This is a genomic window from Sinobaca sp. TMA16-18, from assembly GCF_059510535.1.
Map to the genome: position 1 here is coordinate 583,262 of NZ_JCAKFM010000001.1, position 19,825 is coordinate 603,086.

The following is a 19,825-nucleotide window of genomic DNA, read 5'->3' on the forward strand; positions in this document are numbered from 1 at the left end:
AATACACTAACTGCTCCCGAATTAGATAGACAATTCCTGGGAGAGGCGGTATACATCTTTATCAATTTGGTGCGTTTCCTGAAGCGCACTTTCGATACTCTGCGACACAATTTTATTTTCACGGATTCCTACCATTTCGCCTTTTTTTCCATCAATTAAAAGTTCAACCGCTTTAGCTCCAAGACGACTTGCGAGTACACGGTCCGAACCAGTAGGCGAGCCTCCGCGCTGAATATGACCCAGAACGGTAACTCTTGTTTCCAGCTGTGTTGCGTCTTCAATTCGTTTACCAAATTCCGGACCACTGCCTACGCCTTCAGCCACGATAATAATACTATGCTTTTTACCGCGCTGGTGCCCCCGCTCAAGACGGGCAAGTATCTGATCCATGTCATACGGCTCTTCCGGAATAATAATCGTCTCCGCCCCGTCAGCCAGTCCTGCCCATAAAGCCAGGTCGCCCGCATTTCTTCCCATTACTTCGATCACATACGTGCGTTCGTGGGATGTCGCCGTATCACGGATTTTATCAATCGCATCAATGACTGTGTTGAGAGCCGTGTCGAATCCAATCGTAAAATCAGTACCTGGAATGTCATTATCAATCGTGCCGGGAACTCCAATAGTAGGAAAACCAAGTTCTGTAAGCTTCTGTGCCCCGCGGAAAGAACCATCTCCACCGATAACGACAAGACCTTCAATTCCTTTTTTATTCAACTCATTTACTGCAAGCTCCCTGCCTTCCGGAGTCTTAAATTCTTCACACCGTGCTGTATATAATTTCGTGCCGCCTCTATGGATAATATCGCCGACATCACCTAATTGCATTTGTTCAATATTTCCACTTATCAGGCCGGCATAGCCGTTTTTGACGCCATACACTTCCAGCCCGTGAAAAATAGACTTTCTTACTACTGCTCTAATAGCGGCATTCATGCCTGGAGAGTCTCCTCCACTTGTTAATACACCAATACGTTTCATTCTAAACTATCCCCTTCCACATCGTATTATACGTTACCATCTCATTCAAAAAAAATGTAGCTTTTTCTTTTTTTTTGGATCAAAAGCAAAAGTGCTTTCTGCTGTTTAGTCAGAAAGCACTAGGATTATCTGCAGGAATGATAACGCTCTCATCGTTAAATTCCCCGATATTCTTGAACTTTACGTAGCGCTGTTCAATGAGCTCTTCTCCGCTCATCTTCTTCAGCTCATCTATTGAGGATTTCAATACTTTATCTATCTGTTTTGCCTGCTCTGCTACATTATGATGAGCGCCTCCCCTGATTTCAGGGATCACTTCATCAATAATGTCCATTTTTTTGAGGTCTGGTGCGGTGATTTTCATCGTCTCTGCTGCCTTTTTCGCATGAGCGGAATCCTTCCATAAGAGCGCTGCTGCACCTTCCGGAGAAATAACAGAGTATGTAGAATTCTCCAGCATATGAATGTGATTGCCTACTCCTAAAGCAAGAGCACCACCGCTTCCGCCTTCGCCAATGACGATGCTGACAATCGGCACGCTGAAACCTGCCATTTCCAACAGGTTTCTGGCAATAGCTTCGCTCTGGCCCCGTTCTTCTGCAGCTTTTCCGGGGTATGCCCCTTTTGTATCAATCAGGCAGATGATCGGCCGGTTGAACTTCTCTGCCTGTTTCATCAGGCGCAGTGCCTTGCGGTATCCTTCCGGATGCGGCATACCGAAGTTTCGCCGAAGATTTTCTTTTGTGTCTTTGCCGCGCTGATGTCCGATAACGGTAACGGGCATACCGTGATAAAATGCAATACCGCCGACGATCGCTTCATCGTCTCCATAGAGCCGGTCACCGTGCATTTCCATAAAATCGGTGCACAGCTCATTAATATAATCAAGTGAGGTTGGCCGCTCTGCGTGTCTTGCAATCTGCACACGCTGCCATGGCTTTAAGTTACCGTAAATTTCATCTTCCAGCTGCTCCAGGCGGCTTTCCAACTTGTCAATTTCTCCACTCATATCAATTTCTTTGTCTTTCGTAAATTCTTTTAGTTCGTTAATTTTCTCACGAAGCTCAACTACCGGCTTCTCAAAGGGAAGATGGTTCAATGCAGCCTCCTCCTTTCTCTATATGTTACTTTCTGTGGATAGCAAGGATAGTGCCCAGTTTCTCTTTCATCTGCGTTCTTGATATGACACCATCAAGCTGTCCGTGCTTCAAAAGAAATTCCGCCGTCTGGAAATCTTCCGGCAGATCCTGTCTGATCGTCTGCTCAATAATGCGGCGGCCCGCAAATCCGATTAATGCACACGGCTCCGCAAAATTATAATCCCCAAGCGAAGCGAAGCTTGCGGAAACGCCTCCGGTCGTTGGATGCGTCATAACTGATATAAACAACAGGCCTTCGCGATCCAGCTTTTTTAAAGCAGCGCTTGTTTTAGCCATCTGCATTAAACTAAGAACGCCTTCCTGCATTCTTGCACCACCTGAAGAGGAGAACATAATAAATGGTACGCCGTCAGCTGCAGCTTCTTCAATGGCCCGGGTTATTTTTTCTCCTACTACCGATCCCATGCTTCCCATACGAAACCTGGAATCCATGACGCCGGCTACAACAGGATGAGTGTCTATTGTTCCCTTCCCCGTCACAACCGCTTCATGCAGATCCGTTTTTTTCTGGTCCTGTTCTACTTTTTTCTGGTAATCAGGAAAACCGAGCGGATCCGAGGATACCAGATACGTATTTATCTCGGAAAAAGTGCCTTCATCAAACAAACCTTCAATTCTCTCCGGAGCTGTGATTGGCATATGATGCTCACAGTTCATGCACACCATTTGATGTTTACGCAGTTCTTTTGTGTAAACGATCGTTTTACATGATGGACACTTTGTCATAACTCCTTCGTTCATACTGGTAGGCTGCTGCCTTTCAGGAGGTACCGTAGCATATCTTCTTTTTTTATAAAAAAAATCTTTTAACACGCGTACACCTTCTTTGCTTTCCTATAAAGAATGTCTATTTTTTTAAAACATAAATAAGCAGATTCACAAATAAACGGATAGAAAGCGACCGATATGCGTTAACGATCGCTTTCTTTCCGTAAACATTTCTTTTATTTTATCACGTAGCCCGTTGTATATGGGAATAAATTTTAAATTATTCTTTATCGATAATAGAAAGACGGCGTGTTTTTTCTGCCACTTCGTCCGGATCCACTTCTTTGCGGGCTACTCCTGTTTCCATTGCGGTTTTGGCAACGGCTGCTGCTACCGCTGGAGCCACTCTTCCATCAAATGGATTTGGAATTACATAATCTTCCGAGAGGTCGTTATCTGAAATCAAATCAGCTATTGCATAAACGGCTGCTTTTTTCATTTCTTCGTTAATGTGTGTAGCATTTACATCAAGTGCTCCTCTGAAGATACCCGGGAACGCAAGAACGTTGTTAATCTGATTTGGAAAGTCGGATCTTCCAGTACCAATCACATGAGCACCGGCTTCTTTGGCTTCATCAGGCATAATTTCCGGATCCGGGTTGGCCATTGCAAAAATAATCGGATCTTCGTTCATTGTCTGGATCATTTCTTTTGTTAAAGCGCCGGCAACAGATACTCCGATAAACACATCCGTATTTTTGATCACATCTTTAAGTTCGCCGGATGCTCTGTCTTTATTTGTTACTTTTGCCACTGCGGCTTTTACATCATTCATTCCGAAAGAGCGGCCTTCATAGATAGCGCCTTTGGAATCACAGAGAATAACGTCACGTACGCCGAGGCGCTGCAGAAGTTTGATAATAGCAATGCCGGCAGATCCTGCGCCGTTAATAACAACGCGTATTTCAGATATCGGCTTGCCGTTCAGCTTCAGTGCATTGATCAGCCCGGCTGCTGTAACAATCGCCGTTCCATGCTGGTCATCGTGAAATACAGGTATGTTCGTTTCTTTTTTTAAGCGCTCTTCTATAATAAAGCAGTTAGGAGCCGCTATGTCTTCTAAGTTAACGCCGCCGAAGGTTGGTGACATCAGCTTGACGGTTTCTACAATTTTATCTACATCTGTTGTATCGAGGCAGATTGGGAACGCATCTACGCCTGCAAACGATTTAAAAAGGACAGCTTTTCCTTCCATTACAGGAAGAGAAGCTTCCGGACCAATATTACCCAGCCCTAACACAGCGGTACCATCTGTAACAACAGCTACCATGTTTCCCTTCATTGTATATTCGAATACTTTCTGCTTGTCTTCAAAGATAGCTTTACACGGTTCAGCAACACCTGGTGAATAAGCTAAACTTAAATCCCTGGAATTACGGACGGGAACTTTAATTCCTGATTCAAGCTTTCCCTGATTTACTCGATGAATATGAAGGGCTTCTTCTCTTGTCGTTGGCACGTAACCCACTCTCCTTTTATATAACTGCTTTTACTCATTAGAGCAAGTTTTTCGATAACTTGCAAAACTTCTTTTATTATAACAGATGAAACGGACTAGTTCATCATTCAGAAGGCTTAAAGACAATAAATTCTTTCGGAATGTATTTTTCCATTTCTTTCATAAAATGGGGGTTCGGTGACGCTTTCAAATGATTTCCCAGCTGCATGGTTTCTCTTGTCCGCTCATAAAAAACGTTTACTGGCACGGACCCCGGGTATTGATTTACAATTTTTTTCACCTGTTTGATTACATCGGTTTTTTCCAGCTGATCGTCTATTTTTAACCAGAGCATGGACCGGCTTTGTTCGTTGAGCTCAGGCAGGCTCAGGACAGCTTCTCCAATGATCTGAAGGCTGCGTCCTTTTGCTTCAGACCTTCCTTGAATAAGCATAGGAACTTTTAGTTCGATCAGCGGCCTCACTTTACGGTAAACAAATGGAAATAGGACAACTTCTGCTGAAGCATCGCCATCTGTAATCGTGAGAAAGGCCATTTTTTCTCCTTTTTTTGTGCGGATTTCCCGGCATTCTTCTTCAATACCGGCCACCCACATTTTTTTTTGGCCTTCTTTAATATTTCCCAGCTCTGCCGGCTGAAAAGAAGGTAGAAAATGAATATATTCATCCAGAGGATGGCCGCTTAAATAAAGACCGGTTGCTTCTTTTTCTGCTTCATAGGCTTCCTTTGTCGTATACGGCTTGGCGTCTACATAGCGGAAATCGTCATCTCCGGATTGTACCAGTCCGCCGAGGTCTCTTTGGAATTCAGCAAATTCGAGCGCGCGGTCAATAGATGCAAGCAGAACCGCCCGGTCTTTTCTCCATTCATCACAAGCACCGGACTTAATGAGCATTTCGAGCCCGCTGCGACCGAACTCTTTCATGCTGACGCGCATACAGAAGTCGATCAGGTCAGTAAACGGACCTTTTTTTCGTTCTTCGATCAGCGAGTATACCGCTTTGTTTCCAACCTGTTTGATCATGTTAAATCCAAAAAGAATCCGTTCTTGTTCCAGTTTAAACGTAGAATAGCTTTTATTGATGGAGGGCGGCAGAAATGATATTCCGCTTTTTTCTGCAGCTCTTTTGTACTGGCCCAGCTTATTTTTGTTGTGCACATGCAGTGCCAGCAGAACGGTATAAAAAACGGCCGGTTCGTTGGCTTTAATATAAGCCAGCTGGTAGGAAATGACGCTGTAGGCTACCGCATGACTTTTGTTAAAACCGTAATCAGCAAAACGGACGATGGTATCGTATACTTTCGAGGCGGTTTCTGCCGTGTAGCCTTTTTGCACGGCACCGGCTGTAAAAGCCTCTCTTTCTTTTTCCAGTACTTCTCTTTTTTTCTTGCTCACTGCCCGCCGGAGCAGGTCAGCCTGGCCATAGGTATAGCCGGCCATTAATGCAGCTATCTGCATAATTTGTTCCTGATACACAATAACCCCGTAGGTAGAACCGAGAATAGGCTCTAAATCAGGATGGGGAAATGTTGTCTGTTCTCTGCCATGTTTACGCGCTGCATAATTTGGAATAAATTCCATGGGACCCGGCCGGTACAATGCGTTGACTGCCGTAATGTCTTCAAATCGATCCGGATGAATCTGTTTCAGGGCTTTTTTCATTCCGTCGGACTCCAGCTGGAACACTCCATCCGTATCTCCTTGAGCCAGCAGGGCAAAAGCAGCATCATTGTCGAGCGGAAGATCCCGAAGCGAAAAACGATGGTTTTTCCGCTTTATCAGCTCTTCCATCCGCTGAAGCATCGATAAGTTTCTCAGACCGAGAAAATCAATTTTTGTCAATCCCTGTGCTTCGAGCACTCCCATCGGGTATTGTGTCACCGGCACCGCATCTTCTTTATACAAGAGCGGCACATGGTCTGTTAATTCATGTTTACTGACTATAACACCAGCCGCATGCACCGAGGTGTGCCGGGGCATGCCTTCGATCTGGGCCGCCAGCTTCATAACGGCACCGGCTGCTTTTTCCCGCGTAATAAAATCTTTCATATCCGAATTGTTCCGGATCGTTTCCGCTATTGTTGACTGCCTGCCCGGCTGCGCTGGAATATAGCCTGCCAGTTTCTCAATAAGCGCCTGCGGAGTCTCCAGTATTCTTCCAATATCGCGAATGGCGGCTCTGGCTCCAAACGTCCCAAACGTGCCAATCTGTGCAACGTGAGCGGCTCCGTACTTTGTGACTGCGTACCGAATCACCTCATCCCGTCGGTCATCTTGAAAATCAATATCAATATCCGGAAAACTTATCCTGTCCGGGTTTAAAAAACGTTCAAACAATAGTTCGTGATAAAGTGGATCCACGTCTGTAATTTCCAGCACATAAGCTGCCAGTGAGCCTGCTGCAGACCCCCTGCCGGGTCCTACAGCAATGCCGCTGGACCGTGCAAAATGTATAAAGTCCTGCACAATGAGAAAATAATCGGCAAATCCGGTATTTTCTATTATGTTCAATTCATAAGCAAGCCGTTCTTCCGCCTCAGTAGATGGGGAATCGAACCGCTTTTTCAGTCCTTCCCTGCACAAATAGTTCAGTTCTTCGACGGAACTGTTTGTGTGGCGGAGAGGAAAAGAAGGTAGAGAAGGAGTTGACGGCTGAAGAGTTACCGTACAAGCTTCCGCGATTTGGACGGCGTTCGCTGCTGCTTCTCTCTGCGTTTCCGACACCTGCGTATAGGGAGTAATAGCATGTTCCGGAATATCCTGACGATTCATCTCCCGTATAGGAATGCCCTGCTTCACCGCATGAAGCGCTAGTAACGCCTTGTATTCTTTCCGGTCCGCCATCCGAATGTTGTTTCCTGCTGTCAGTGGAAGATCGAACGCCCGGGCTGCTTCTTTCCAGTCTTCCAGGCCGGCTGTTCCTTCTTCTTCCGGCCACTCCAGAAATAGTCTTCCCGCTGCCACTGTCTGTTTGTACTTTTCCAGCGTATCCTTGACCCAGTCTTTTTCCTTGAGGCGGATCCAGTATGCCGCTTCACTTTCTTCCCACGGAAGCACGGCAAATAAATGCTCCGTTCTGCCGGCTATATCATCGAGGGATAACGAAGTGCGCTGGCTTTCCGACGACAGGCGCATCAGTTCCTGGTAGCCTTGATCATTTTCGGCGTATAAAGAAAGGCAGAAAGCATCCTGATGAACGCCTTTGACCGTCAGCTCCACCCCTATGATAGGCTTGATTCCTGCGCCGATGCAGGCATTATAAAAGGGGACGACCCCAAACATCGTATTGGTATCGGTAAGCCCCAGTGCTTCTATATGGTGATGCTTTGCCGTCTCTACCAGTGTATTTATTCGGGCAGTACTGTAGAGCAGGCTGTATTCGCTATGTATGTGAAGCCTCACTTCCTTCATATTGTCCTCCTTTCTTTATCGCCGTTCTTTCCTTTAGTATGACCCGCTTTTTTTCCAAAAACAAGCAATCCATTTTGAATAAAGCCGCCTTATCAAAGGCGGCCGGATGACTGCAAGGAAGCAGTTCAATGGAGCTTACAGCGGTTATTTCCTGCAGAGACTGTTAAGTTCTTCAATAATTGCTTTCGTCTCTGCCAGGTCTTCCGCTTTTGCACCAGATGCATTGGGATGTCCGCCTCCGTTGTGACGGGCTGCTAATTCATTGATGACTACTTTTTTGGAGCGAAGCCTTACCCGGTAGCTGCCATCTTCGTTTTCCACGAAGAAGACCCAGGCTTTAATGCCTTCTATATCAGCAAATACGTTCATCAGCGCAGAAGAGCCGTTAATCGTGACATTATATTCCTGAAGCAGGTCCTGTGTTAAATACATCACCCCTACACCGTTTGAAGACAGTTCAAAGTCAGACAGCACACGCCCTTTCAGGCGTACCAGCGTTTCATCACTGCTGTAAAAACCGGCAAAGAGAGAAGCCGGATCAATCGGATACTTCAAAGCTTCCGCTGCCATCTGCAGCGTTTTCGGCGTAGTGTTGGAATGCTGGAAACGTCCCGTATCTCCTATAATACCCGCGTAGAAAAGCCGCGCCGCTTCTGCAGGGATTTCCCAGCCTTTTTCCGCTTTCAGCCAAAGAGCGAAAGACATCATCATTTCGCACGTGGAGCTTGACTTCGTATCCACCCAGGATGGCTCTCCATATACATCTACTTCAGGATGGTGATCAATTTTTGCCATCTGACCGGCTTTTTCCCATCCACTTCCATCAATTCGTTCTTTATTTGCTGTATCGCAGATAATATACAGAGAGTCTTCCGGGGCTCCCGCTGCTTCTTCACTCATTGATACTAAAAAAGACAAACCCGGCTCATCTTCACCCTTTATCACAATATGCTTTGCAGGCTCGTTATGTTTAATTAAAGCAGCGAGTCCTCCCTGCGAACCAAGAGCGTCCGGGTCCGGTTTTTCATGGCGCAGAATAATAATTTCCTCGTGATTTTCAATCGCTTCGTATAGTTCCTGCATAATACTGCTCATCCTATTTCTTCCTTCCTGTTGTTCCATTATGAGTATTGCGGATCGTCTTTATAAAAAGGTACAATGAATCTGCTAAGAAAGGAGAGATTTATTTGTCCCAGCTTTTTGTTATTATTATTGTCGTTTCTGCCGTATTTTACCTTTTTCAAAAAGTAAAAGCGTTCCGCGCCTCCTCCCCCGGTCTGAAGCGCTGGACGCAGACAAAGGCAAATATCAGTCTCGGCACCGCGCTTGCTTCTGTAGGACTGCTGCTTTTGTTTACGAACCGGGGTCTAGTGGATATTATTATTGGAACGATCTTTACTCTCCTTGGCGCTGCAAATATACTGCTTGGAATGCGTGCCTATAAATTATACAAGCCATATGCCGCTGAAGAAGTAGAAAAAGAACGCAACCAAAGAGAGCCTTCTTAACAATTTTATACTGCACCATTTTCAGGCTGCCGTCCTATTCAGGAACCGGCTGCCTTTTTAACGTCTTCCATAAAAATGGTACTCCCCGATTTCCACTTTAACGGTCGAGCAGCTGCGCCATCATTAATGCTTTTCCAACAATGGCTCCTTTATGATAAAGCTCTACATCAATTTTTCCGTTCTTTCTTCCAACATCCAGCATTTTTCCTTTTAAATCGATAGTGCTTTCAATTTGAACGGGCTTAATAAAATATATTGTTATATTCTCAACAGAAATATCGCCGCGCTTGTACTGCTTAAGCAGACGGCTTCCCGTTTCCGTGACGAGCGTAGTCAGTACGCCGTAGGAAATCATCCCGAGATGATTGGTCATTTGTGGACTCAGTTCGCACTTATAGACATATTCCGACCCCGGTTCTGTTTCACGAAAACGGCTTGTTACAAGATCTTCAATCGTTTCTCCTACGTGCGGCTGTCTCTGCACCATCTGCAGAGCTTTCAGCACATCCTGGCGGCTGATGACTCCCAAAAGATGCCGGTGATCATCAATAACCGGGAGCAGTTCAATTCCTTCCCACACCATAACGTGGGCAACAGAAGCAATACTCGTCCGCTCGTTTACGGTAATAGGGGATTTGGTCATGACTTTTTCGATCGAAGTGCTCATCTGTGCTCCCAGTACGTCTTTAGCTGCTACCATTCCCTGTACCTTCATGTCTTCACTAATTACCGGATAGCGGCTGTGCCCCGTGCGTCCATTCATTTCATGCCACTTATCAACCGTGTTGTCTGTCGTCATATAGTACGTATCCTGAAGAGGAATAAGAATATCATCAACAATTGCAATCTCTTTTTTAATTAACTGATCATAAATAGCACGGTTGATCATGGTGGCCACAGTAAAGGTATCATAGCTTGTCGTAATAACCGGAAGCCCCAGCTCATCGGCAAGCGAGATAACATTTTCATTTGTATCAAATCCGCCTGTAATTAATACAGCTGCTCCTGCTTCCAGAGCCAGCTTGTGTACCTGGTAACGGTTTCCGACGATCAGCAGGTTTCCGGCTTCTACATACCGCATCATTGCTTCAAGCTTCATTGCTCCGATTACAAACCGGTTGAGAGTCTTATGCAGACCGTTCCGTCCGCCCAGTACCTGGCCGTCTACAATATTGACTACTTCTGCATAGGTGAGTTTTTCTATGTTTTCTTTTTGCTTTTTTTCAATACGTATCGTCCCGACCCGTTCGATCGTGCTGACCAGCCCTTGATTTTCCGCTTCTTTTATCGCACGGTAAGCAGTGCCTTCACTTACTTCCAGCGTTTTTGCTATCCGGCGTACCGATATTTTCTCTCCTACATCCAGATCCGTGATGTGGTGAAGAATTTGTTCATGCTTGGTTGTCATATTCACGCCTCCTCTTCTCCCAAATCTGTGCCCTTTTTTCTTTATCGTTCCAAACTGTATTACTTTTATTATACGTTTCTGTTATATACAATTCAACTAACCTCTTTCTGACAGGCATTTCTCCTGCTGTCTGTATAAAACAGCCGGCTGTCCCCGCAGAAAAAATTAATACAGATCAGTTCATGCGGCACAAAAAAAGCTGCTTTCCGTCTCCGGAAAACAGCTCTATTTTATGGCTTTTATAAATCCGTTCCTTCACCAGCGCTCCATGCAGCACCTTCAGCCGGTGAAATCGAAGAAATAAAGGCTTCCGGATCCTGCTTAATTTGAGGCATCGTGTTGTAATGAATCGGCACGGTGAACTTCGGCCCTATCCATTCGACTGCCTGCTTCGCATCTTCTGGTCCCATTGTGAAATTATCGCCGATTGGAATAAACAGCAGATCAATGTTATTGCGCTCTCCAATCATTTTCATATCAGAGAACAATCCAGTATCTCCCATATGATAAATCGTTTTTCCTTCCGCTTCAAAAAGAATCCCGGCCGGCATTCCCATATACGTGATCGTCTGTGTTTCATCATCCATAAATGCGGAGCCGTGGAACGCCTGCGTGAATTTCACTTTTCCAAAATCAAACGTGTAGGCGCCGCCAATATGCATAGGGTGCGTGTTCAGGCCCTTCCAGCCTAAATAAGTAGCCAGTTCAAACGGCGCTACGATCAGTGCATCACTTCTTCTTGCAATATCTTCCGTATCGCCGAGATGGTCGTTATGGCCATGCGTCAGCAGAATAACGTCTGCTTCCACTTTTTCTGGTTCAAGATCTGTTAAGCCATTACCCGTTATAAAAGGATCAATTAGAATCGTTTTGCCGTTCGTTTGAATTTTCACTACTGAATGTCCATGATAGGTTACTTTCAACGATAACACTCCTTTTGGTTTTGCTCGATTTAATTCTCTTTTTTGTATACCTTTCTTCCGATGATTTTAAACAAAAGCTATCTGCGCTTATGTAATACGTCCACCCCGCCGGTTACTTCCATAACCGTACCGGTAATCATGTCGGAATCTTCTTCACATAAAAATAAAATAGTGCGGGCAATATCTTCACCGGTACTCGGCCGCCCTACTGGAATACTGCTGTCTTTTACCGGCCTGGCGTCTTCTATTCCGGCTTCTTTGTAATCTGATGTCACTACGCCCGGACATACCATATTTATCGTTATTCCGTTTTCTGCTTCTTCCACCGCTACTGTTTTCACTAACGAAGCAAGCCCTGATTTGGCTGCAGCGTAGGCGGAACGATAAGGCCAGGCGGGTGCGGAACCAGCTCCCTGAAATCCATAGGCTATCACTCTGCCATAGCGCTGTTCTCTCATAATCGGCACTGCTTCCTGCAGAAGGTAGAACATCGAGCTTAAATTCCCTTCAATCATTTCATGCCATTCTTCCGGTTCATAATCCATCAGTTTTTTCGGTTCGAAAATATACGGCCCCGCATTATTAATCAGCAGATCAAGCCTCCCAAATTTTTCTTTGGCTCTTTGGACGAGCTGTTTAATATCTGCAGACTTCGTAATATCTGCGTTGATGCATAACAGCCGATCTTCCGCTTCGGCCCAGTCTGCCTTTAATTTTTCTACTGCATTTACATCGTTTCTGTAGCTGACTGTAACAGCGTAGCCTTGGTCCATCAGCATGTCTGTCACTTTCCGCCCCAATCCTTTCGATCCTGCTGTAACTAGTGCATGACGCATGATTAGTCCTCCTTATAACACGATCACTCTATGTATGCTTTTGTATTTATTATCCTTACTCATCATACTATGCTTTCGGGCTTCCGTAAAAATATTGCGCTCATGTTCAGCGCTTACATCCTTGTGATATACTGTAAATATAAACTGTCGTACACTCTCTAAAAGGAGGATGACCATGGGCAAATATCAGCATATACTAGTAGCCGTAGATGGTTCGCAGGAGGCCAAAACAGCATTTAAAAAGGCAATAGAGCTTGCGGACGAATACCATGCAGCATTAACGATTGCTCATATTATCGACACCCGCACTTTCGCTACCGTCGAACATTATGACAGGGCAGTCGTTGCCAGAGCGGAAGGATACGGGCAGGACCTTTTGGATAAATATGCCGCAGAAGCCAAAGAGGCAGGATTAACCGATGTAACGACGGTCCTCGACTTTGGTTCCCCAAAAGTGAAAATACCAAAAGATATTGCCAGAAAAACAAAAACAGACCTGATTATTACCGGAGCAACAGGCCTGAACGCGGTAGAACGCATATTTATAGGCAGTGTATCCGAAGCTATTGCCAGACAGGCCAAATGCGACGTTCTTATCGTGCGCACCGCAAACCACCCGGATCAGGCCCAGCCGTGAGACCAAAAAAGACCTTCACCGCCATGGTGAAGGTCTTTCGTGTATTTTACTATTCTCCCAGTTTTCCTTTAGCAAGGCCAATGGCATGGCGGACCTGGTCAAATCCGGTGCCGCCGGCGCTGTTTCTTCTTGAGACTACCGTAGAGGGTTTTAATACCTCGTAGATATCATCTTCAAACAGGGAGCTGGCTGCTTTATACTCTTCCAGAGATAGATCCAAAAGAAATATATTCTGCTGAATGCAGGTCAGGACCAGTTTTCCAACTACTTCATGAGCTTCCCTGAACGGCATTCCTTTGGTTGCCAGGTAATCTGCTAATTCGGTCGCATTGGAAAAATCGGAATGGGTTTCTTTATTCATGATTTCTGTATTGACCGTCATTGATTCAATCATTCCAGTAAAAATATTCAACGACCCTTTTATCGTACGTACCGTATCAAACATGCCTTCTTTATCTTCCTGCATGTCTTTATTGTACGCAAGCGGAAGGCCTTTCAGCAGGGTAAGCATGGAGAATAAATTGCCATAGACTCTGCCTGTTTTTCCTCTGATTAATTCCGCCATATCCGGGTTTTTCTTCTGCGGCATGATGCTGCTTCCGGTAGCAAATGCGTCATCCAGTTCAATAAAGCGGAACTCCTGGCTGGACCAGAGAATCATCTCTTCTGCAAGCCTGGATAGATGCATAATGCTCATTGCTGAGGCACTCATAAATTCAATAATAAAATCGCGGTCACTCACAGCATCAAGGCTGTTTTCGTAAATTCCGTCAAACCCAAGCAGTTCAGCTGAGTAGTGACGATCGATTGGAAACGTTGTGCCCGCAAGCGCACCGGCTCCAAGCGGAGATAGATTTACACGTTTCAAACTATCTTCAAAACGATCTACATCGCGCTGAAGCATCCAGAAATACGCCATCAGGTGATGGGCAAAAGATATCGGCTGCGCTCTCTGCAGGTGCGTGTACCCGGGGATAATTGTTTCTACATGCGCTTCCGCCTGAGTAACAAGCGCCGTCTGCATGTTTTTTAAACTTTTTATTATTTCCTTTGTCTGCTTGTTTAAATACAGGTGCATGTCGGTAGCCACCTGATCGTTCCGGCTTCTGCCAGTATGAAGCTTTCCACCAAGCGGACCAATTTCATCGGTAAGGAATTTCTCAATGTTTAAATGGATATCCTCGTTTTGCACGCTGTAATCCAGTTCACCGGCTCTGGCTTTTTCTCTTACAGCATGAAGTCCTTTTTTTATCGTCCCGGTTTCCTCATCTGTTAGAATACTGGTTTTATTCAACATTTCCACGTGAGCCAGGCTTCCTTCAATATCTTCTTCTACCAGTTCTTTATCAAAAGAGATGGATGCCCCAAAGGCATCCACCCATTCTTCTGCTGATTTCGTAAATCTTCCGCTCCAAAGCTTTGTCATACATTAACACCCTTCACGCCGGTTTTGTTGACCTGGCTGTGAACTTTTGTCGGCAGCCCCCAAAGGCTGATAAATCCAACTGCTGCACTGTGATCAAATTCGTCGCCGGTAGAGTACGTGGCAAGATTTTCGTTATAAAGGGACAAATCGGATTTTCTTCCTTCTACAATAGCATGTCCTTTGAACAGCTTGACTCTTACCAGTCCGCTGACACTTGTCTGCGTCTCTTCAAGGAAAGCAAGGAGGGCTGTTCTAAGCTGGGAAAACCATAGACCCTCATAAATAAGTTCTGCAATTTTCTTTTCTATAACCGGCTTGAAGTGCGCCACTTCTTTAGGAAGCGTGATATCTTCAAGTTCTTTATGAGCAGTTAAAAGCGTTGTAGCGCCGGGGCACTCGTAGATTTCTCTGGACTTAATGCCGACCATTCTGTTTTCCACGTGGTCAATTCTGCCAACGCCGTGCTTGCCTGCTACGTCGTTCAGGTGAAGAATAAGTTCATCAAGTTCATACGCTTTTCCATCAATAGCGACCGGCTTGCCCTGCTTGAATTCAATTTCAATAATATCCGCTTCGTCCGGTGTTTTATCAAGCGGTGTTGTTAAATCGTAAGCACCTTCCGGCGGTGTAGCCCATGGATCTTCCAGGATTCCGCACTCGTTGCTTCTTCCCCATAAGTTCTGGTCTACAGAATAAGGGTTGTCAAGATCTACCGGCACTGGAATGTTATGCTGCTTGGCATAGTCAATTTCTTCATCTCTGGACCATCCCCAGTCTCTTACCGGAGCAATCACTTCCAGGTTTGGATTTAACGCCTGAATGGATACTTCAAATCTCACCTGGTCATTTCCTTTTCCTGTACAGCCGTGGGCGACTGCATCTGCATTGTATTCTTCTGCAATTTCAACAAGTTTTTTAGAAATGAGCGGTCTTGATAAAGCGGAAACGAGCGGATATTTCAACTCATACATTGCGTGTGCCTGCATAGCTGGAAGTACGAAGTCTTCCGCAAATTCTTTCTTTGCGTCAATGCTGATCGATTCAATCGCGCCGACCTTTAACGCTTTATCTTTTACAAACTGCAGGTCTTTTCCCTCTCCTACGTCCAATCCTACTGCGATAACATCATAGCCGTTATCTTTCAGCCATTGAATCGCCACCGATGTATCAAGTCCTCCGGAATACGCTAATACTACTTTTTGCTTTGCCATTCTATTTCCCTCCATTTATATAACTCTTATCCATGTGTGATTGAATATTCATACTGTCTTTATTATTTTTATACATTCTTCTGCAAAAAATATAAGAGGTTTTATCCTCTCATTTTGGTGCGCTCTCAGCGGCGCCCTTTGCTATTTATTACTTTAACAAGTTCTATTCGCTTTTGCAACACTTATTCATAAAAAAGCATAAAAATTTATAAATGAATCTATGTCATCTGTTTATAAAAGGCTTTTTTCTCTATAAATAAAGGATTGTTATGCTATTTCGAACTATTCCGTTCTGCATTTTATAAAACAACATGCATAAATACTGCATTATATGTTATAAAAAAAGAAAACCAGACCTGTTTTCTACTGCTTTCTTTCTATTTTTTTCATTTTATTTACCATTGCTGTAATACGCTCCTGCACCATACCGTATACACTTTGCTTTTCGTACACGCCCTCCGGTGTTCTTTCCCCTCCAGGGACACCAGTCAATATTTCCATACCTTCTTTTATAGAAGACACAGCCCAAATATGAAACAGCCCCTTTTCCACCGCTTCTATAATTTCATTGCGGAGCATCAGGTTTGTGCTGTTTAATTTCGGGATAATGACTCCCTGAGTTCCAGTCAGACCTCTTCGTTTGCAGACCGAGTAAAAACCCTCCACTTTTTCATTTACACCGCCGATAGGCTGGACATCCCCAAATTGATTGACTGAGCCGGTAACAGCAATATCCTGCCTAAGAGGTATTTCTGCCAGGGACGACAGCAGAGCATACAGCTCCGTGCTCGAAGCACTATCTCCATCCACCATATTGTAAGACTGTTCAAAAGTAATACTCGCCGCCAATGGCAGCGGATCATCCTGGGCAAATTCCGCCTGCAGATAGCCGGAGAGAATATGCAGTCCTTTCGTATGGATCGGCCCTGTTAAATAAGATTCCCGGTCTATATTAACAATTCCGTTTCTGCCGACATACGTTCTGGCTGACACTCTGGTCGGCAGGCCGAATGACCCTTCTCCTCTTACAGAGACGACCAAAGCATTAATCTGCCCTACAGCCGACCCTTCGGTCGTTATCATAATTGTTCCATCGTCTATTGCATCCTGCATGGCTTTTTCCATTTGATTGGTCCGGCTTTGCTTTTCATTACGGGCCCGTTTCACATGTTCCGCATCGATGAAAGCCGCTCCGGCTTCACGTGCCCAGTAATCTGCCTCCATTAATACTTCCGTAATGAGATGAAAGCGAGCAGACAGCTTTCTTTTATCGTTTACCAGCCTGGTACTGTAGTCAATTATTTTCGCCAGAGCCCGTTTGTGTACGTGCAGCAGCTGATTACGCCGGCAGATATATGCAATAAAAGCAGCGTATTCTTCTATATGTTTAAATGTCCGATCCATGCTTGTTTCAAACTCCACCTTCACACGAAAAAGCTTGCGGAACACTTCATCTGATTGAAACAGATAATCAAACTGGGAAGGAGTGCCGATTAGAATCACTTTCATATTTACCGGAAGCGGCTCCGGTTTCAATGGACTGCGGGGGCCGCCGGCCGCTTCATTGGCCAATGCTTCCATCCGCAGCAGGCCGGAGCGGAGCATCTGCTTTAAAGCCTGCCAGCTGTAAAAGTGAGACAACAGTTCAGCAGCCTCTAAAATTAAATACCCACCGTTAGCTTTGTGAAGGGATCCCCCTGTAAGCATGCTGAAATCTGTTTCCAACGTTGGAAGTGCCGGCCTCTGATCGATCTTCCCAAACAGATTGGCATAGGATGGGTATGTTTCGTGAATGACCGGTGCCCCCACTCCATTTTTATGGCTGACCAGGATGTTTACTGAAAACTCGGATGGAATCCCCCTGTTGCTTTTGCCTTCTTTTTCTTGAAAAAGAACTTTCCATTTTTTCACTATTTCTTTACGTATACTTTCTATATAAGATAATGCTTTTGGTACACCAGGATATGCCTCTATCATTTCTTCAAGCGGTCCGTAAATTGCCTGGCCGACCATAAGCTCTTCTGCATCCTGCCATTTCTTTTTAAGAGATCTTCTCAGTATCTGCTGCTGCCTTAAGGTTGCATTCACATCTTTTGTGAGCCGTTTGCTTTTTTCCATTATATTCTGTTTGGTGGCTGCATCCAATTTCTGAAAAGATTCTTCCGAATGCGGTACTCCTTCTTTCGTTAATGGTACTGCTACTACTCCCTGCTGCTGTTTGTCCAATGCGAAACGCTGGTCACGGGCTCTTTTTTCCAGCTGCTGCCATTTATCGTGCAGTTCATTTTCCTGCATTTGTGCCATATCCATTTTCTGCTGTTCGAATCTATCGCCTGTCAGTGCTTTATTAATTTCCTCTTTTATTTCATGCATCATCTCTTCTATATCCCTGGCAAACAAACTGCCTTCTCCAGCTGGAAACTCGATGAATGCCGGGGTATCGGGGGCTTCGAAATTATGTATATAAACTATATCCTTTGGTGTGTTTTCTTTTACCGCGGCCTGTTCCGTTTTTAATCTGGCAAATGTTGTTCTTCCTGTACCTCCCGGTCCGGCTAAAAAGATGTGATGGCCATCATGCTTCATGTGCAGCCCAAACTCCATCGCTTCCTGGGCCTGGCTCTGGCCTATTAATTCCATCGGTGTTTTTTTTAATTCACTTGTTGTTTCGAAAGAAAAGCTGTCCGGGTCGCACCTTGCTGCTAATTGTTCTGAAGAAAGAACCAGATCTTTACGGCATACCACTAAGACCACCCCTTTTTTATGGTATGTGTATATCCTTCTCTTCCATTGATTGAATTCCTGCTTTCCTATAAAAAACTGCACCCTCATTGTTGGATGTACCGGACAATGAGGGTGCAGTTTATATTATTTTTTTTTATTACTCGCTGAATGCCAGTGCATCCCGTGCGATCATTACTTCTTCGTTCGTTGGGATAACGAAAATTTTCACAGGCGAATGTTCCGCGCTGATTTCTGCTTCTTTTCCGCGTGTGTTATTTCGTTCTTCATCGAAATGAACACCCATGAAGCCAAGGCCTCTACTTACCTTTTCTCTAACGGTTATACTGTTTTCGCCGACACCTGCCGTAAAGACAATAGCATCTACTCCATTCATACTCGCTGCATAGGCACCAATGTATTTATGGATACGGGAAGCAAAAACATTCATTGCCGTCTGCGCACGTTCGTTTCCACCTTTGGCCGCTTCATCAATATCACGAAGATCGCTGGAGAAGCCGCTCAAGCCAAGCATGCCGCTCTCTTTGTTCAATACGTGAATGACTTCTTCCGCACTTTTTCCTGTTTTTTCCATAATGTATGGAATAAGAGCAGGATCGAGGTTACCGGAACGAGTTCCCATCGTTACACCCGCCAGCGGAGTAAAGCCCATCGATGTATCAACAGACATTCCTCCGTCTATCGCAGCAATACTTGCTCCATTTCCAATATGACAGGAAATAACCTTCACATCTTTTTGGTCTTTGCCAAGCATCGCCGCAGCTCTTTCCCCTACATACTGATGGGATGTGCCGTGGAAACCATATTTACGGATGCCGTATTTTTCATAATACTCGTAAGGAATACTGTATAAATACTTCTCCTTTTTCATCGTTTGATGAAAAGCCGTATCGAACACAGCCACAGAAGGAACATGTGGAAGCACCTGCTTAAATGCTTTAATTCCCATGATGTTTGCCGGGTTGTGAAGCGGAGCCAGCTCACTTAGTTTTTCAATTTCCGCTAACATGTCATCGGTCATCAGAGCGGAAGCGGAGAATTTCTCACCGCCGTGCACCACCCGGTGACCGATTCCATTAATATCATCAAGTGACTGAATGATCTCTTTTTCTGTCAGAAACGAAAGCATTTCTCTTACAGCATCCGCGTGGTCTTCGATGGAAGGATGAACCGTATGTTCTTCCTCTCCAAATTCAATGGCCATGACGGTTCCGTCCATACCAATTCGTTCAACTAATCCTTTTGCAATAACTGTTTCTTCCGGCATATGAAGGAGCTGAAATTTCAGCGATGAACTTCCAGCATTGATTGCCATAATTTTCGGCATATAAAGCGCCCCTTTTTCTACTTTCTT

Annotated in this window: 15 protein-coding genes; 2 read left to right on the forward strand and 13 right to left on the reverse strand. The window is 45.0% G+C overall.

Going from position 1 to position 19,825, the window contains the following annotated elements; translation table 11 throughout:
* Nucleotides 1-21: 21 nt before the first annotated feature.
* The 6 genes from pfkA to AC5W14_RS03020 form a co-directional block, all read right to left on the reverse strand.
* Nucleotides 22-981: a 6-phosphofructokinase gene (pfkA, locus tag AC5W14_RS02995; protein WP_496059092.1), complete on the reverse strand. Its 960-nt coding sequence runs from the start codon at nucleotides 979-981 to the stop codon at nucleotides 22-24.
* Nucleotides 982-1,090: 109 nt separating this feature from the next.
* Complete coding sequence (accA, locus tag AC5W14_RS03000; RefSeq protein ID WP_496059091.1) at nucleotides 1,091-2,080, reverse strand: acetyl-CoA carboxylase carboxyl transferase subunit alpha; 990 nt, start codon at nucleotides 2,078-2,080, stop codon at nucleotides 1,091-1,093.
* Nucleotides 2,081-2,105: 25 nt separating this feature from the next.
* Entirely contained in the window at nucleotides 2,106-2,954 is an 849-nt protein-coding gene (accD, locus tag AC5W14_RS03005) for an acetyl-CoA carboxylase, carboxyltransferase subunit beta (protein ID WP_496059090.1), read from the reverse strand.
* Nucleotides 2,955-3,129: 175 nt separating this feature from the next.
* Nucleotides 3,130-4,368: an NADP-dependent malic enzyme gene (ystJ, locus tag AC5W14_RS03010; RefSeq protein WP_496059089.1), complete on the reverse strand. Its 1,239-nt coding sequence runs from the start codon at nucleotides 4,366-4,368 to the stop codon at nucleotides 3,130-3,132.
* Nucleotides 4,369-4,471: 103 nt separating this feature from the next.
* Complete coding sequence (dnaE, locus tag AC5W14_RS03015; protein ID WP_496059088.1) at nucleotides 4,472-7,780, reverse strand: DNA polymerase III subunit alpha; 3,309 nt, start codon at nucleotides 7,778-7,780, stop codon at nucleotides 4,472-4,474.
* A 144-nt stretch (nucleotides 7,781-7,924) separates the two neighbouring features.
* Nucleotides 7,925-8,875, reverse strand: coding sequence for a DHH family phosphoesterase (locus tag AC5W14_RS03020; protein ID WP_496059087.1), 951 nt, complete (start codon nucleotides 8,873-8,875; stop codon nucleotides 7,925-7,927).
* 92 nt (nucleotides 8,876-8,967) lie between these two features.
* Here AC5W14_RS03020 and AC5W14_RS03025 point away from each other — a divergent pair, with 92 nt between their 5' ends.
* Entirely contained in the window at nucleotides 8,968-9,288 is a 321-nt protein-coding gene (locus AC5W14_RS03025) for a YtpI family protein (RefSeq protein WP_496059086.1), read from the forward strand.
* Nucleotides 9,289-9,385: 97 nt separating this feature from the next.
* Here the strand turns inward: AC5W14_RS03025 and AC5W14_RS03030 are convergent, their stop codons facing one another.
* The 3 genes from AC5W14_RS03030 to AC5W14_RS03040 all read right to left on the reverse strand — a co-directional run bounded on the left by AC5W14_RS03030 (nucleotide 9,386) and on the right by AC5W14_RS03040 (nucleotide 12,455).
* Complete coding sequence (locus AC5W14_RS03030) at nucleotides 9,386-10,696, reverse strand: DRTGG domain-containing protein (RefSeq protein ID WP_496059085.1); 1,311 nt, start codon at nucleotides 10,694-10,696, stop codon at nucleotides 9,386-9,388.
* 239 nt (nucleotides 10,697-10,935) lie between these two features.
* Nucleotides 10,936-11,619 carry a metal-dependent hydrolase gene (locus tag AC5W14_RS03035; RefSeq protein ID WP_496059084.1) on the reverse strand — a complete coding sequence of 228 codons (684 nt, stop codon included), beginning with the start codon at nucleotides 11,617-11,619 and terminating at the stop codon, nucleotides 10,936-10,938.
* A gap of 77 nt (nucleotides 11,620-11,696) precedes the next feature.
* A complete protein-coding gene (locus AC5W14_RS03040; protein ID WP_496059083.1) occupies nucleotides 11,697-12,455 on the reverse strand; it encodes an SDR family oxidoreductase in 759 nt (252 codons plus the stop codon).
* 175 nt (nucleotides 12,456-12,630) lie between these two features.
* On the opposite strand from AC5W14_RS03040, the gene AC5W14_RS03045 reads away from it, so the two are divergent.
* Nucleotides 12,631-13,092, forward strand: coding sequence for a universal stress protein (locus AC5W14_RS03045; protein ID WP_496059082.1), 462 nt, complete (start codon nucleotides 12,631-12,633; stop codon nucleotides 13,090-13,092).
* 49 nt (nucleotides 13,093-13,141) lie between these two features.
* Here the strand turns inward: AC5W14_RS03045 and argH are convergent, their stop codons facing one another.
* The 4 genes from argH to AC5W14_RS03065 form a co-directional block, all read right to left on the reverse strand.
* On the reverse strand, nucleotides 13,142-14,518 hold the full coding sequence (gene argH / locus AC5W14_RS03050; protein WP_496059081.1) for an argininosuccinate lyase: 1,377 nt from the start codon (nucleotides 14,516-14,518) through the stop codon (nucleotides 13,142-13,144).
* Nucleotides 14,515-15,729, reverse strand: a complete 1,215-nt coding sequence (locus AC5W14_RS03055; RefSeq protein WP_496059080.1) for an argininosuccinate synthase — start codon at nucleotides 15,727-15,729, stop codon at nucleotides 14,515-14,517. Before AC5W14_RS03055 ends, argH begins: the two co-directional genes overlap by 4 nt.
* 363 nt (nucleotides 15,730-16,092) lie before the next feature.
* Entirely contained in the window at nucleotides 16,093-18,474 is a 2,382-nt protein-coding gene (locus tag AC5W14_RS03060) for a Lon protease family protein (protein WP_496059079.1), read from the reverse strand.
* Between the two features lie 136 nt (nucleotides 18,475-18,610).
* Nucleotides 18,611-19,798, reverse strand: a complete 1,188-nt coding sequence (locus AC5W14_RS03065; RefSeq protein WP_496059078.1) for an acetate kinase — start codon at nucleotides 19,796-19,798, stop codon at nucleotides 18,611-18,613.
* Nucleotides 19,799-19,825: the final 27 nt, after the last annotated feature.